This is a genomic window from Microbulbifer guangxiensis (assembly GCF_021729075.1).
GTDB lineage: Bacteria > Pseudomonadota > Gammaproteobacteria > Pseudomonadales > Cellvibrionaceae > Microbulbifer > Microbulbifer guangxiensis.
On the sequence record NZ_JAJSAQ010000002.1, the window covers coordinates 645,752 to 661,597 of the forward strand.

Sequence of the window (15,846 nt, forward strand, 5' to 3'; positions counted from 1 at the left end):
GGGGGCGGGCGTTGCCAGCATTGAGGCGTTAACGGCAGGCACAGGGGACGGGCAAGCCCCGGCGCCAACGGGCGTAACTTAGTTCGCGCCGGTCAGGGCACGGCGCGCAAATGGCATATAGCGCAGCGAGAAAACCCCGACCTGATTGAAGCCCATCTTCCCGTACTGCTCTTCCAGGCGCGCCACCTCCTGCAGCGGCTTCTCCCGGGCACTGAAACTGGCCTGCTCGGGAAGCTGCTCAAAAGCTTCGACGATGACGCCGAGATTATTGCCCGCAATAGGCTCCAGATAGAGCGCCCGCTGACTTTCTGACAGCACCCCGGTCCCGCTACCGTCCTGAACCCACCAATGAAAATCCATGCTGCCCAGCCACCCGGAGTAACCTTCCGGGGACTGCCAGCCAGTAAAGAATGTGGACACTGACCAGGGCAGGCTTGTTCTTGATGCCACTGCGGCATCCCACTTGCTTAGCTGGTCCTTGAGCAGGGCGCGGCGATAATTCGTTGCCCAGTAGCGATCATCAAACTCTGCTGGCAGATACCACCCTCCCACCTTCTTGCCCAGGGGACTTTCGATCACCAAATCCATGAGCCGCAAGTTTTTGACCAGGTAGGCATTGAGGTAGGCTGCAACCTCTGCGTCACTCGCGGTAACCTGCCGGAAAAAATCGGGGTCCGCGTAGAGGCCAAAGACCACCTGGATATCCTTCTCAACAGCCAGGCTCACCAGCGACGCTAGCCAGCCATCACGCCCGCCAAAGTCGGCACTACCATATTGGGACCACTGGATTACCATCCGGTTGAAGCCATGAGACTTTGCCTGATCCATGACTGCGGACCACATCGGCAGGCCCACCCTCGCATCTGAATCCTGGGGCTGATAAAACAGGGTCTTCGCCGTCACCAGCGGCGACGACAGCACGAATAGAATCAGGTTTAGTCCGATGAAGCACCTCATAGAGTCCCCTCCAGTTTGAAGAAGAACCCCTCCTCAGCGAAATCCTCAGGGAAGTTTTTCTGCTGTAGAAACTGCTGGAATTCGAGTTTCAGGGAAAGCCGCCGGCTGAAACTGTCGAAGCCCCGGCCAGTATTGAGAAGATGCACTGCAACACCGAGACCAGCACGGCTACTGGCAAATGTCTCTGCTCCATCTGGCGCTGTCAGGTGGTCGCTGTTCCGATCGTACTGAAGAAAGCCATACGGTTGCACAGATGGCACAGCCGGCCATGGCGTGCCGAACTGGGGGCCGGCCGTATATCGGGCAGTAAACTGGTAATCATGGGATTGCACCCAGTGCCCCATGTCGACATACAGGTCCTGATGCAGCCAGTCACCAACCCCGGCTGGTAACAGGGGGAGAGGAGACGCACCATTGAGCAACGAGGCTGAAACCCTTACCAATGCGTCGGTCTCCGAACGGGTATCACGCCTGGATGAACCTGCGGGAACACCCTGATTGATCCCGGCCGGGTCATAATTCACTTTCTGCTCAAAACTGCGCCGGTTGAGCTCGAGAAAAAGGTTCACGTCATGACTGGCAACAGGCTTCCAGCGCAGCCCGATACCTAGGCTTCGTGAGCGGCTATGAAGACCAACAAAATCAACAGCGTCATCGGAATTGGCCATCAGGCCCCGCCCGTACACAGCCAGTTGACGCCCATGCACTACTGGGGACTCCCCGAGCCTGTACTCATAGGATAAATAACCACCCTGAGTATTGAAGGGATCAAAGTCCATCCCGGCGCCAATCGACCGACCGGCATCAAACCCATGCCATGCCCCAACCGACAGCTGGTATCTCCGACTCAGGTTTTCATGCAGCTGCCGCAGCGCCCCTTCCTTTTCTTGCATGCTCTCAGCTGATACTGCTAGTGGTGGCAACTCCGCATCCACACTTTCAGAAAGCGCCCTGATGTGCTGGACGGCTTCTGCATTTTGGCCTTCAGCTTCGTGCAGGTACACCAGTTGTTCGCGCCACTGGGCCGAGACCGGCGCCTGCTTCAGTGCCTGCTCGAGCTGCTCTGACGAATGGCGATCACCCATTTTTATACCGGCATAGGCCAGATGTGCCTTGTGGTGAGGCGCCAGCCGATCCATCCCTGCCAGCTCTCGCTCATCCCGCCAGGCCTCCTCATCCCTGCCTAGTTGCCGCAACAGCAATGCACGCAGATAGTAATGCTCTGGGTCTTTGCTTGACGCCAGCGTCATTGCCTTCGAGAGACGGGACACGGCCGGCTCCAGTTTACCCACCGCTTCCGCAAGCTTCGCCCCGAGCAACCACCAGTCCTGATCATCTTCCAAAGCAGCGCCCTGCCACCAAACAGCAGCTTGCTGATACTCACCACCCGCAAGCGCCACTCGCGCTGCCGCCTTTTTCAACTCTGGCGCCATCGCTTCCTCTGGAACACGATGCCAGCTTTCCAGTGATCGCCCGTACTCCCCGGCTTTGAAATAGGCAAATGCCAGGGGTACAGCCAGGGATTCGCCGCCATAGTTCTCTGCCTGTCCAAAGTAATGCGCGGCCAGGCCGGGAGCGGTATCGGCGTAGCAGTGGCCAAGAATAACCGAATCGAGCCGCAGGCTATCCCCGGCCAGCTTTTCTGCCAGCGCTCGACAGGAGGCCCCTGTTTTCCAGAGTTCGGCAAAACGGAAAGCGTATGCCTCATCAAAAGTCTGCGCTCGGAGCGCGAGCAGAGTGGACGTGCGAGTATTCGCAGGGACGAGGTGCAAGAGCCCCATAAGCCGCTGATTGAGAAGCTGGGCATTCGCGAAACGGGCAAACGGGAAGTGTGAAAGCAATGTGACACGTGCCAGATTGGGCTGGCTGGCGCGCATATAGAGATAACTGGCCTTATCGACATAGTCGGCGGCTCGGCTCTCGGTCGGCCTGGCCTGGTGCTGGGCCAACTCCGCGTAGATATCAGCCGCCAGGGAATGTTTTCCAGTGTGTTCCAAAGCAAACGCCAGCTTCTCCCCGAGCCCGGGATCAAGGGGCCGGTCAATGGACGATAGGAGATCAACGACCTCATCAAAACGATGTGCCACCATCAGCAGATCAGCAAGAGTGGTCAAGCGACGGCGCTCGAGCTCACCGGAGAATGTGCGGGACTTGAGTGCATCCTCTGCGCCCAGGTTTATGGCCAGCTCCAGCCAGTGTGCCGCATTATCCGTATAGGGACACTCGAGCAGACCCGCCCTTGCCTTATTGGGTTTGCCGGTGGCGATATGAAAGTCCACCAGCGTCTCGCATTTCTCTTCATCGAGTGCCGTGACAAACGATTCCGCCTCCTCGACTCGCCCCGCCTTGATCAGGAAATATGCCAACTGCTTCCGATCCTGCGATAACAGTGAGGACGTTGTTTCAGCAATAGCGTCATAGTGCTTCAGGCCGACTGTATGCTCCCCAGCCGCCATCGCTCTCTGGATCACCGCCAGATGTAACTGTTGGGACTCTTCCGGGAAAGACTCACCCCGAGTCGAGATCAGCGACTCCACAGCCGTCAACTCGTCGAGATTGACGTAAGAGAAACCCAGACGCAGGAACTCATCAGACAGCAGTGGCCGTGCCCGACTAACCAGCTCTAGGGACGTCCGTACTGACAGCCAATCTTTGCGCATCTCGTCGTAGGAGCTCTTGAGCGAATGGACCTCCACAAGATCCTGCTCACCGACAACTTCAAGGACCTGACTCAGAACCAGACTTGCGCTGTCAGCTCCGGATTCCATGAACGACCGGTAGGCCATGGATTCAATCAGCGGCTTACAGCCCTCAGGGATACAGAGGCGTAATGCAGTCCGGATACTTTCGATATCATGGGGATCAAGCAGCTTTTCATAGAGAACCAACAGTTGCTTTCTTGCGGCAGAGGAGGTGCTGGCAAAAGGCTTCAGCAGGTCCGCTGCTTCCTGATAGTGCCCCTGTCGGACCAGCACATCGATGAGTAGTCGCAATGTCGGAAAATGCAATCCGACAATCTCCTTCACCTTGCGAAATTGCTCCTCTGCCCCCGCGAGGTCACCCCGTTTCTCTGACCTGATTCCGCGCTCAACAAACGGGAATATCTTGTATTGCTGGGCCTCATCAAGACCTTTAGCAAAGTCAAAAACTGCAGCCTCTTCGGCGCTCGAAGAGAAGGCAATCGCAAGAAGCAATACAGACGGAAGGATTCTTTTCTTCATGGATCAGTTCCGGCGTCCAATAACCCTTTAAGCACCCTGGGAGATTCGTTCCACGTCCGCATCCTGCGGCTCCGGAAGCAGCTGCGGCACATTGAGGGGGGTTCTTTTTGACAGGCGTGCAGGCAGAGCCTCGATTTCTTCCTCAGCTCTCGTCAAGTCAGCTTGACTCATGATGCCCTTGGTAAGCAGCAGATCTTCTATCCGATGTCGACTATCGGTTAATTCAACCAGTGCCTGGGACATAACCGCCTGGGATACCTTTCCGGTTCTGACCAGATAGTCCTTCAAAAGAACCTGCGTAAGCGGCAGAACCTTATCTTGATGAGTCTGTCGGCTGACCGTGGGCTTCTTTTTTTCAAGTGGTTGACCAAACCAGGTTCTGATTGCCTGGGATACATGTCCTGGTGGAGCGATGCCGTAAGTCACTTTTTTCCCCAACCGTCTGGATATGGTGGCCATCGTCACAGGCGACAGCGCATCCTCCGAAGCCAGGAGAACACTATCCTCGCTGACCGACAGTGGAATGACTGAGAATTTCCAGATCAAGCTTACCGGCATGGATTCCAGCACCAATTCATCGAGCTTCCACCAATCGAAAACAACGGTTTCGACAGAGGCGGTACGAGCTTTCAGTTTCGCCACATCCTCAGACGTGCACTTTCCGGAAAGTATCAATTGCTGGAAGATGCTCAGCCCACAATCAGGTACGCAAACCTCAGTACTCAACCATGCTGCCTGGTAGCCCGGCAGCTGCGCCACCAGGTCCCCGTCGGTCTTCTTGTAGCTCCTAACCACCGGGAAATCGTGTGTCGTCTTGTCCCATGCCACTTTGCGAACGCTGGATGCGGAGGTCACTTGGCGGATGGCGCGCAGACAGGCAAAGAAGTTGATGACATTGCCCCACAGCATTCTTGGCATGGATAGAAAGCCCTGCCAGTACCCGTAGTACTGACTGACGAAGATAAAGCGCTGAGAGAGCCTGTTTGCTAGCAATAAAAGATTGATGGAAACCAGCACAGCCACTGTCGGATCACTAGAGAAATTCGTGAGGAACTTGTAGCCCTCTGGGAAAAGGACCTCGTACACGGCAACCAGAAGAAGGTGGAAAAGAATGATTACGCCAAGAAAACCCAGTAAATTGGTAACTATGCAGCGCCGGTCCCGCATCAGGAAGTAGTTCATCCGCAGGCTTTTCTGCCAGCCGATGGACTTGAACCCCTGGAATGCGATACCAATGATCCAGCGGGATTTCTGGCGGATTGCCGCAGAGAGCTGGTCGGGAAAATACTCCCTGATGCAGACCACACTTCTCTGCCGCCTGCTCCAGCCCCTGTTGTCGCCTGAAGCCGAATCCAGCTCAACAGCAGGACAACGAACGAAGGTCTCTCGGAACCCGAGCTGCTTCAACTGAAAGCCAATGTCATAGTCCTCTGTGAGGCTTTCCGTATTGAACCCGGACTTCTTCCGCTGCCGAAACAGGGCGTCAATGGCCTTGCGGTTAAAACAGGTACCCACACCAGCACTCGGCACCTGGCCACTGATGGCTTCTCGCACCAGCACATCTTTGCCATGGAGCTCGGCGAACTCATCCATGTAATGGCCTGACGTAAACTGATGCCAGGCCCTGGCAAAGGGGTAAACCGGGATCTGTATAAGCCCATAGCGTGGCAAATAGCTATTAAATAATTTGAGCTCCATGGGGTGAATGACATCTTCGGCGTCATGAAGAATGTAGCCGGCAAACTCTACCCTGGCCTGCTGCTCGAATTGGCCGATGGCTTTCAATATGTTGTTCAGGCAGTCGGCCTTGCAGGTCGGACCGGGATTGACGCAGACGACCTTGTGAATATTTGGGTAGAGCGCACAGACGCTATCGACATCATTTTGCGTATCCTGGTCATTTGGATAGGTGCCGATAAAGATGTGATAGTTCTCATAGTCGATATTCTCGGCGATCAGCTGAGCCATCCCCCCGACCACGCCCACTTCCTGCCAGGCTGGAACCATTATTGCCAGTGGCTTTTCCGGTAGTGAGAGTAGCGTTTTGACAGAAGGGACCTTTGAACGTCGTCGCCGTTTCGATCTTTTTTTTAGCTGGCTTTTCCAGTAGTACAAGTCAATGAAAAGGTCATCCAGGCTGCATATCAGGATGGCGCAGGCTACTACTATGAAGACCCACTTGAGGGCATACAGGTAGATAGCGACACTCGTAACTACATCTGTCATCTCAAACCACAGTCAATGATAAGCTGTCTCTCGGGTAGGCTGCTATGCCGGAAAGCCCTGCCCAACCGCCAAACTCGTGCTTAGACCGGACGAACAGATTGCCGTCTGGTTTGGCGTGAATTCTGGTATCGGCTACGACGAGGAATGGTTCATCATGAACAGCCATCGCTCGCGAGGCTTCAGTATCCGGTTGAAACTCCAACGTTTGGCTCACCATTCCTTTACCTCGATCGTTCGCCCCGTAGCCAGCCAGAAAGTCCCGAAATGTTAGTCGTGCCCACCCACCTTCGAGGACAGCTTCGTGAACTTTGTCACATGGTTTTCTTAGTTAGTTAGCTAACAGAATTGGGCGTCTTTTTCTCCGAGCGCTGATTTACACCAGGACCCGCTCAGTCTAAAAAACTACCAACCTGACTAAAGTTCAGCCAGCACAGAAGTTCAGCCGACTTCACTGGTTCGATTTTTCTCGAGTGCCCCCTGCCCCCGATCAGTTGGTGGCCGGCGCAACCAGGCACGTATTCCACAGTAAGGATGTTTCCCATGACTGATCCCGAGGCACGCTTTCCACTTCCACACTTCCTGCTCACACTCTCCTGTCTACTGGGAATTCTATTTGTGGGCGCCAGCGCCGTAGCGGACACACCCCGGCCTCAATTGCTACCAACCGGAAATACTGTACCCATGCCAGGGACACCGACTGAGGCAATGCAGGAGTGTCGCAAGGGCGCAATGGAAAAGTCCTGCAAAGAGAAAAAGGAAAAGGCGAAAAAGAAGGCGCAGAAGATTTTCAAGGAAAAGTTGAAGGAACGTTCTGATTCTTCGGCCGCTTCAGTAAGGTCGGAAAAGTCATTGATGCAGATGATTCTTGCGAACGCGGGTTCGACCACTGCCGGGAGTAGTACCTCAGCTGTACTCCTACAGAGCATCGGATTGTTATCCCCAAAGCCAGAGGTAATCGTTCTCTATGATGGGCCGAGTGGACAAGCCTTTACCAAGCTTGGATCAATCTACGCGATCATGTTAAGTAATCTACTGGGGCACTTTGACGCGGATATAACGATAAAAAACGTCAATGATTACACCCCGAACGAAATAGAATCATTCGACGCCGCTTTTTATCTTGGCAGTTACTTCGACAACCCCTTGCCGGGAAGTTTCCTACAGGATGTCATGGCTACCAGCAAGACAGTCGTCTGGTTTCGCTACAACATCTGGCAACTGGCCTGGAACGCAGAATACAACTTCACTGGCCAGACAGGCCTCAGCTTCTATGGCCTGAGGGGAATGAATGCTTCGCCGACGACCGAAGCCCCTGCTCCAGGATTCTTCGATACGGTGCAGTATAAGGGTGTAGATCTTGTTAAGTATTATGACTACGACGAGAACTCTGGCGCTCTGTATGCGGATCCTGACGCTGGCTGGATGGGTATCGTGGATGCCAACAAAGCCAATGCTGAAGTCAATATCCTCAATAGCGTCTCAAATGAGGTCATGCCTTATGTCAGTCGGTCAGGCAACTTCTGGTATTTTGCAGACTTACCCCTTTCATACATTGGCCCTCGTGATCGCTATCTTGCGCTCTGCGATATTCTGCATGAGGTTCTGGGCATCGATCACCCTGAGTCAAAACAGGCAATGTTGCGCATTGAGGACGTAGCGGCCCTTGTAAACCCTGCCAATATGAAGCGCCTGACAGACTTTTTATCTCGCCGCGACATCCCGTTCACCATCACCGCAGTACCCCTTTACCGGGATCCGGCAGGTATCTACAACAACGGCCAACCTCAGGAAGTCTTCATGGCCGATTCCGAAGCGATGATGGAGTCACTGGAATACGCCATGGCCCGGGGAGCCAAGATTTCCCTTCATGGCTATACCCATCAGTATCGTGAGGAGCCCAACCCCTATAGTGGAATCACCGGCGACGATTTCGAGTTCTGGCATATTCCCAATAATGCGCCGGTCGTCGAGGATTCTGTCGGTTGGGCTGACGTACGGATTCAGCAGGGCTATGCGCACCTGCTCAGCAACGGTTTCATGCCCTACACCTGGACCACACCACACTATCAGGCATCTCCCAGTGCCTACGCGGCAGTAAACAACTACTTTTCCAGCCGCTATGAGCGCTCTATTTATTATTCAGCGATCAGTCCTGATCTTAACCTGCCATCAGGCGACCCGAATCGAGACTTTGCAGCCGGCCAGTTCTTCCCCTATCTGATTCAGCGGGATTACTATGGGGCCCGGATCTACCCAGAAAATCTAGGTAATATCGAGTACGATATCCGGGAAATTGATCCGGCATCATTTATTGATTATTCATGGGAAGAGGTCTATCTCAACGCGGTTTATGCAGGAGTGATCCGAGACGGGGTAGGCTCTTTCTTCTTCCACCCGTTCTGGCTGGAAAGGTCCCTTGGCGTTGACGGGTATACGGACTTCCGCAATCTCGTGCGTGGCATTTCCAACCTGGGCTATGAGTGGATCACGCCTGATCAGCTATGAGGTCAGGGAGTGGATGTTCGAGCAGCCCCGATCGGGTGTCGGGGCCTGGGCTTTCTCTGGTCGCTCAATGCATCACTCGTCTGTAGCGCCCTTTGCTTAAAGGAAAACCTGCACCCTCGGGTTCTGCCTCGACTGTCTGCGCGACCTCAATCGAGTGCCCACTAGCTACTACTAGAAGAGGCGGATTTTGAAGTGCCTATCCACATCACCGAGCTCTCACACCGCCCTATCATTCCGAGCTAACCCCTGAAATTGTCCTTGGCAAAGCCGAACCCCAGCTCAGTCTCTATTTGAGCTCGGGTCCACAACCTCCAATCGTTGCCCGCGAGCCTGTCATCGCGATGTTCAACCACCCCCCTGCATAGACTCGGCCAGGCAAGCACTGCGGGCGCATCTGATTCTGCATAGCGGTAGAACAACTCCGGGGGCGGAAGCATGCGTTCAAGACTGCGAAGCAATGGCTGCCAGCCCTGGGGTAAGATGGCTGCAGCCAGCTTCCACGAGGGTGCCGGCGGTCGACTAGCCTGAGTCATCAGATCCCGGTATCGGGCCTGGGCTGCGCTCAACAGACTATCACTTTCAAAGTGGAGGCAACCTTTTACCTCCCGTTCTGCACAGAGCAGACAGATTCCCTCAGGCAACGACAGGCGGCGACTATCCGCGGCGCTCAGCTGCCAGCCCGGTTCCGACGGATGGCAGCGGCATTGCGGGCACGGCTGCCCACTCTCGTGTGCAGGTAGCCTCAATTTAATGGGGCTGGTGCCGGGTCGCCAGAAGCAAGGACCCTCTGGAAAGTAGCTGTCGCCGCGACTTCGCACGTGATCGAGAAATTCAAAGGAAGCAGCGTTGGCGCCCCGGCCGGCAGTCGCCTGTAGGCAGCCCGGACAAAGACGAAACTTCCCTCTCCCACCAACCTTGTCGAAAGCGCCCCGATTCGTCGCCACCCACGCTGTACTGCATGCGTCTTCGAGCGCACTGGTGCAGGGGAACAGGTGTACGAGGGATGCCTGCTGCGCACGCCGTGAGGTGTCATCCAGTGCACTATTCTCCACCCCGAATACCATCACCGGGTGTCCGCGGTAACACCAGCCCGCGGCATGTCGCTCGAGGTCTCCCAGGCTGACCTGCATACCCTCCTGTAGTTCTCGGGCGAGCAGATCACTTGCTGGTGCTACGGCATCACGCGGAGTGAAATCGTTACTGCCATCATCCAGTTCAGAGCCTGCTGCCATGGCCGCTGCTGCTTTCAGATTTTCTTCGATGGAGGCTTCGTCCTGTTCCAGCACATCGCTGTCCACCATTCCAGCCGGCAGCGTGGAGCTGGGGGCATCCGACCCCGCCCGCAGCCGCGCAAAGGCTTTTCTCCAAAGTGCCACTATAGAGCCTCCTCTAATATTCGATGAATCTGCGCTTCCGAGTTGGTGATTACCCGGAAGGCCACCCGTTTGGACTTTTCCGGATCCTCGGTGCCATCTTTGCGCAATACCGGCCGGGCCGACGAATAACCTACAGCAGCGACCAGTGCCAGCATACCGGGGACTTCCGCTTCTGGCACCAGTCCCTGCACATGGTGCAGCACTTCCCGCGAACGGCTCTGGGATAAACGCAGGTTCTTGAAGTAATTATCCCTGGAGCTGCCGCCGCTGCCCCACTCCGAACTGGTGTGGCCTTCGATATGGATAGCCCGGATTGATCCCAGATATGGTTTCAGCACATGTATATAACGGGGAAAGAAATCCTCCATCACCCACTGCGCCTCCTGGTTCATCTCAGCTTCACCGGTTGGGAACATGGCATCGGCGTTGTTGAATGCGATGATCAACCGATCCTTGTCTATGGTCGCCCCCCAATGCTGCAGGTCTTCCCCAAACTCCATGACCAGACTCTGGTAAATGGCCAGCTGGTTGTCTCGATAAGACTGTGCCAGTGCGCGGATTTTCTCGCGCTCCTCCATCATTGAGCGCATCATGACGATGGAAATACACAGGAACACCATCATCAGCCCGGCCATCAGGTCCGAGACACTGAGCCACTCGCTTTCTTCGCTCCCCTGGTTCCGCCCGACCAGTTTATTCGGCATGCTCCAACTCCCTGCTCCTGACCCGTCGCATCTGCGCAATCAGCTGCTGGAAATCACGGGTGAAGCTGCCACTGACCGTGGCCAGCGCCTCCCCCATGGCTGCAAGTACCTGCTCTACCTGGCGATTCATTTCCCGATCGATTTGCTCGTACTGGCGGCGAATGGAGACATCGGCATGCTGCAGTTCCTGGCGGATCGCGGTGGACAGGGCCTGGATCATTTCCCTGTGCGTACCGGCGATCATCTGAGCAAGCTCTCGCATTGATTGGCGATGCATGTCGGCAGAGCTAGTGACAAGGGACTGCATTACCTGAGGATCGAGTGCCTCCAGCCCCCTGACTGCCTTGACGACGCTTTGCAACTGGTCTGCCAATGCCTTCGCCTGCCCCTGTAACAGCTGCTCAATCGCTGCCAGATTACCATCGACCCGCTGCTGGGCACTGGCAACACCCTGCGCCAGTCGCTCGATACTCTGTGGCAATTTCGGTACCAGAGCCGTTAGTTCCTGTACAGACTCACCCTGGCACTTGAGCAATTTTGCCAACTGAGCGGCCTGCTCTTGTTGATGCACCAGCAACTGATCGATCCCTCTGTACATCTGGGGCAGACCGGCAATACGCTCATGAGCTCGTTCAATCATGGACTGCTGCTCGAGCAGGGCGCTCTGGCTTTCCCTGCATTGCTGGCTGAACTCCGAGACGCGCTCCGCATGTGCCCGGTACTCGGATGCCACAGCCTGCAAAACCGGCTCCAGGTTCTCCAGTTGAGCAGTAAACTTTTGCAGGTTGCTACCAAACTGGGCCTGAAGGCGGACATCAAACTCAGCAACGACCTGAGCGAGCTGCTCGACCACCGCTTCTCCAACGTGGTTGGCATGCTGGTCCAGTACCGAGCGAAGATTGACCAGATTGCGATTCAGATCGTCAATGGTTGCCCCCTCTGTCACAGGGTCCGAGGGCAGCCGCACCATTCGCGTTAACATGCGCAACAGCAGTGATAGGGCCAGGCCAATCACACTGGTAATAAAGGCCGTCTTCAGTCCCGCCATCAGATCCGCAATACTGCGGTCGATATCTTCCAGTGAAAACCCATACAGGCCGATGATGATTCCGATGAAGGTGCCCAGGATCCCCAGAGATGTCAGAAATCCCGGACAATGATCGATAAACTCCCGCCCGCGCCCGGAAAACCGCAACGCAAGTGCGAGCAGGAAAATCCCCAGCATTAAATACAGGAAAGTGTCGGTTACCCTCTCGGGTGTCATTGCAGCGAAAAGCTGATTGAGCAATCCTGACATCGATCAGGCTCCTGTGGTCTTCTTCAATGCCAGCTCATGGAAGATAGCTCCCCCCGGCAGCTTGCCGTGTCCCTGCCCTGCCAACTGCATATGGGGCATTGAGCGGATCAAGCCTGTGAGGCTGGAATAAATCGCCGGTTCACCACTGGCCGGGAACTCCTTCACCAATATTCCCCGGTCCACCTGCACTTCGAATACGGAAGGGCTCTTTGTGCGTGAGGCCCGCTTACAGAACAACAGGTGCAAATGCCCACCCGGCTTGAGTTTCTCCAGCAACAACTCACTCAGGACTCGCACTTCATCCGGGGTATAAAAACTGAACAGATCCCACGTCAGTAATATATCCGCTGGTTCCATACCGGAAAACTTGGCAAAGGCAGCCCGGATCGCCTCAGATCCCGCCTGCCCGCGCCTTTTGTACCACTGAATGGCATTGTGTAAATCCAGTAAGAACAGTTCACCCACCTGCTGCTGCAAGGCGCCCGTATTCCGCCCAGTTCTGGGACCGCAATCGACCACACGGCTCACCGGTGACCTGCGGGCTGATTCCAGGGCCCTATCCAGCGCAGACAGGCGAAGGGCACTACCCACGGTGCTGGAGGAAAAATAGCTCGAGACATCCGGTGCCCCACCAGGTCTCACTTTTCCGGTTGGAGTGCCACTCTCGTATTCAAAGAAGTACTCGAACAGATCACTGCGCATCCCCCTTCGCTTAACCAGGGAATCGCTGAGCCTGAAGCGCCCGAGGCTCCGCATCAGCGTCATAGTCGTGTGGCGCTGATATGGCACCAGAGGATAGTCGGGGTCATCGCTCGTTTCATAAGTGAAGTCCTGAAGCAGCCTGAACCTCGCCGGGCGACTGGGAGCACGGGCACCGGTATAGATCATCGCATGCAGCAGCGTACCCGGCTTCAGGTTCGGACGCAGCAGCTCCAACAAGTGGGCAATAAGTTCGGGGCTCAGAAAGTTCAGTAGATCCCAGCAAAGGATGACGTCAAACTTGATCCTTTCGGGCTTCGGAACCAGGTGCTTTGCCAGGGCAGCTCTCGGATCAGGTGCTCCATCGCTGTCTGCAAAGAACTCGATCAGATCTTCTATATAACAGGGACAGTTCTTTTGCAGAAAAGCCTGAGTGGTACCCACGGCAAGAGGCCCCAGGTCAAGAATGCGGTATCCGGGCTGAATAATCTCCTGATTCAGTGCCGCCAGGCCAAGAGAGTGATGTTGCATACAACTCGTCTCAAAACACCACCATAATGAGGTGGCAGGCCCTGCCCGCCACCTCACCCGGTTAGAGAGAGGAATCAGGCCTCAACTTCTGACTCGGCATCGCTCTCTGCATAGTCCGTGGCCACGGATGCACCGCTATAGTAGCCACTCTGGGCGCTGGAGGCGGTTGTCGCCGGCTTCTCATCGCCTTCACGGGGAGGCAGGCTCGGATGAACGAGCTTTTCCTTGAATGCCGTAATCCGCTCTTTCATTTCTGCATCGGTGTCGACCATATCCATGGAACCACGGAACTTACCGCCATCATCGAGCTGGATACGCGGTGCGATCAGGTTGCCCTTAACAACGGCTGTGCGGCGGATTTCAATCAGCTCCTCTGCCAGAGCATCACCGGTCAGGGCCCCCTCCACAGTAATGTTCTTCGCGTGGATGTTGGCGTTCAGCTCACCACCGGAGCCAATGGAAAGATTGTGGCCCTCCATGATGACGGTACCCTCAATAGTACCCTCAATGTGCAAGCTCTCATTACCGATGAGCTCACCACGGAACTTGATATTTTTTCCGATGACAGACTTGTCGTAGTCATCGCTGACAGAAGAACCGCCTCGCTGTACTGTGCTGCCTTGATCCATAAATCCATCAAGAAAGCTGCTGGAGTTTTCTTCGTTGTTCTGCAGGTCTTCATTATCAGCCATGTTGTTATACTCCTCAGATTGGGGATAGCTGGGTAGATGCCCCATTTGCGGAACCACATACAAATCCAGGGCGGTTATTATTTCGCCATCTGCGCGGCGATCGGGTCGTTTGATGATAAAGGCGTCACACGATTAGCGCATATCGCAAAAGAGCCTTTTTAGTTGCGTTCAACCCGTTTTTTTCTGACTGTGTGATACAGCTCACAAATTGCGAAAACGGCCCCACCAGTACCCACTCGCTACGGGCCGCCGATTTCTGCACATAAAGCCTCGGCCACAGGAGCCGGGCTCTTTTCATAGTATTTTTCCCCTCACAATTTTCTCTACAGTCCATTGCTTGAGGGTATTGAGCCAGACACCTCAAAGCCCCTCCGTTCGCGCCACCCACTAACCTTGAGCTCCTCAGCACGACCGATCAATTTTCCACAGCATCCAAGTTTGTTTTGCTGGAGCAATACCCATCTATCAGTTACTCAGCCGATAGCCTGTGACTAGCCATGTTGCCCACAGAATTACTGGAGGGAATTGTGCATAACCATTGGATAGGACCGCCGGGCGTCGAAACAGCGCGGGCCGCCCCATAGCGCGCAAAAAAACATCTCTGACAGCAGAGGGCACATTTCTCCAGGCGCCAACAGCGACGGCGAGCCACCACATTGCACGACGAACACTCCTCACTGCATACCGGTCATGACAGCCTTCTGCTGCGGCGGAGTTATCCCCGGATCCGAAGCCGAGCGGCGCAAGCACTGATTCCCATTTATCGCCTGATGACCCACTGAACTGGTCCGCCCTGTTACCAACAGAGAGACTGGAAACATCTGTGTATAAGCATTGGAAAGTCATCCCGCGGCCAGGAATGGCATGGTGAGATCGAGATGGTGAAAATTGCGTCAGGGTAACTGGTTGCAAGTCGCAAGGACTGTGCCATTGGGGCAGCGGTTTAGACTACATGTGGATTTGGGTGGCGCATAACCGAGGGGGAAGGGGTAGCCAGAATCACCTTGACACTTTCGCGTAGCGAAAGTAGCGGAACGCCACCCGGGTCATCGGCAGGCTGGAATGAAATGTGCTAACGAGCATGTCATGTCCGCCTTAGGTTTTGGAGGTTTGAAAGGCTCCGTAGACCTACACTGGGTGGTGAGCAGTGCTCGCCATCGCGTGCGTGATACGGCATCCCGACGCCTGCGGCGCCCCTGCCTACGCACCTTCGGTGCATGGGTCCGGGGTCGCGCACGACTCACATGGCAGCGCATACTGCGCTGCGCGGTAGTGGCAGTACTTCACCGTATCCAAAATAAAAAAGGGCCACCCGATTGGGTGGCCCTTTTTTATTAGAAGCCTGTATGCAGTGACGGCTGGCTTTGGCGTCGCTATCCATGGCGGTACTTCAGTATGTTCGCTCCGGCCCCGGCCCGGCCATCCTTGGCCGGTCGCTATGGGACGCGCGAAGCAATACTTCGCAAACGCGCCCCATAGCCCTACTCTCACGATGCTAGGCATTACGCCATCGTCGGGCACTGTAAATAAAAAAAGGGCCACCCGGTTGGGTGGCCCTTTCTTTTATTTAGAAGCCTGACGATGACCTACTCTCACATGGGGAAACCCCACACTACCATCGGCGATGTTGCGTTTCAC

8 protein-coding genes are annotated in these 15,846 nt (G+C 55.3%); 1 reads left to right on the top strand and 7 read right to left on the bottom strand.

Features of this window, described 5'->3' with window-relative positions:
- Window positions 1-78: 78 nt before the first annotated feature.
- The 3 genes from LVD12_RS06950 to LVD12_RS06960 are packed head-to-tail and all read right to left on the bottom strand — an operon-like array spanning window position 79 to window position 6,404.
- On the bottom strand, window positions 79-957 hold the full coding sequence (locus LVD12_RS06950) for a DUF4434 domain-containing protein (RefSeq protein ID WP_237066799.1): 879 nt from the start codon (window positions 955-957) through the stop codon (window positions 79-81).
- A complete protein-coding gene (locus LVD12_RS06955) occupies window positions 954-4,178 on the bottom strand; it encodes an NfrA family protein (protein WP_237066801.1) in 3,225 nt (1,074 codons plus the stop codon). Before LVD12_RS06955 ends, LVD12_RS06950 begins: the two co-directional genes overlap by 4 nt.
- Before the next feature lie 27 nt (window positions 4,179-4,205).
- Entirely contained in the window at window positions 4,206-6,404 is a 2,199-nt protein-coding gene (locus LVD12_RS06960) for a glycosyl transferase family protein (RefSeq protein ID WP_237066803.1), read from the bottom strand.
- Window positions 6,405-6,944: 540 nt separating this feature from the next.
- On the opposite strand from LVD12_RS06960, the gene LVD12_RS06965 reads away from it, so the two are divergent.
- Window positions 6,945-8,909, top strand: a complete 1,965-nt coding sequence (locus tag LVD12_RS06965) for a DUF2334 domain-containing protein (RefSeq protein ID WP_237066805.1) — start codon at window positions 6,945-6,947, stop codon at window positions 8,907-8,909.
- Between the two features lie 1,375 nt (window positions 8,910-10,284).
- Here the strand turns inward: LVD12_RS06965 and LVD12_RS06970 are convergent.
- The 4 genes from LVD12_RS06970 to LVD12_RS06985 all read right to left on the bottom strand — a co-directional run bounded on the left by LVD12_RS06970 (window position 10,285) and on the right by LVD12_RS06985 (window position 14,208).
- Entirely contained in the window at window positions 10,285-10,989 is a 705-nt protein-coding gene (locus LVD12_RS06970; RefSeq protein WP_237066807.1) for an OmpA/MotB family protein, read from the bottom strand.
- Window positions 10,979-12,286, bottom strand: coding sequence for a MotA/TolQ/ExbB proton channel family protein (locus LVD12_RS06975; protein WP_237066809.1), 1,308 nt, complete (start codon window positions 12,284-12,286; stop codon window positions 10,979-10,981). The genes LVD12_RS06970 and LVD12_RS06975 overlap by 11 nt, the downstream gene beginning before the upstream one ends.
- 3 nt (window positions 12,287-12,289) lie before the next feature.
- The gene (locus tag LVD12_RS06980) at window positions 12,290-13,516 is read right to left on the bottom strand and encodes a class I SAM-dependent methyltransferase (protein ID WP_237066811.1); all 1,227 of its coding nucleotides are present in this window, start codon (window positions 13,514-13,516) and stop codon (window positions 12,290-12,292) included.
- A 74-nt stretch (window positions 13,517-13,590) separates the two neighbouring features.
- On the bottom strand, window positions 13,591-14,208 hold the full coding sequence (locus tag LVD12_RS06985) for a bactofilin family protein (RefSeq protein WP_237066812.1): 618 nt from the start codon (window positions 14,206-14,208) through the stop codon (window positions 13,591-13,593).
- Window positions 14,209-15,846: the final 1,638 nt, after the last annotated feature.

What these genes read in the sequence shown, in the direction of transcription:
- LVD12_RS06965 (WP_237066805.1), top strand. Translation starts at nt 6,945, where the DNA reads ATGACTGATCCCGAGGCACGCTTTCCACTTCCACACTTCCTGCTCACA.
- LVD12_RS06970 (WP_237066807.1), bottom strand. Translation starts at nt 10,989, where the DNA reads ATGCCGAATAAACTGGTCGGGCGGAACCAGGGGAGCGAAGAAAGCGAG.
- LVD12_RS06980 (WP_237066811.1), bottom strand. Translation starts at nt 13,516, where the DNA reads ATGCAACATCACTCTCTTGGCCTGGCGGCACTGAATCAGGAGATTATT.
- LVD12_RS06985 (WP_237066812.1), bottom strand. Translation starts at nt 14,208, where the DNA reads ATGGCTGATAATGAAGACCTGCAGAACAACGAAGAAAACTCCAGCAGC.
- LVD12_RS06975 (WP_237066809.1), bottom strand. Translation starts at nt 12,286, where the DNA reads ATGTCAGGATTGCTCAATCAGCTTTTCGCTGCAATGACACCCGAGAGG.
- LVD12_RS06960 (WP_237066803.1), bottom strand. Translation starts at nt 6,404, where the DNA reads ATGACAGATGTAGTTACGAGTGTCGCTATCTACCTGTATGCCCTCAAG.
- LVD12_RS06955 (WP_237066801.1), bottom strand. Translation starts at nt 4,178, where the DNA reads ATGAAGAAAAGAATCCTTCCGTCTGTATTGCTTCTTGCGATTGCCTTC.
- LVD12_RS06950 (WP_237066799.1), bottom strand. Translation starts at nt 957, where the DNA reads ATGAGGTGCTTCATCGGACTAAACCTGATTCTATTCGTGCTGTCGTCG.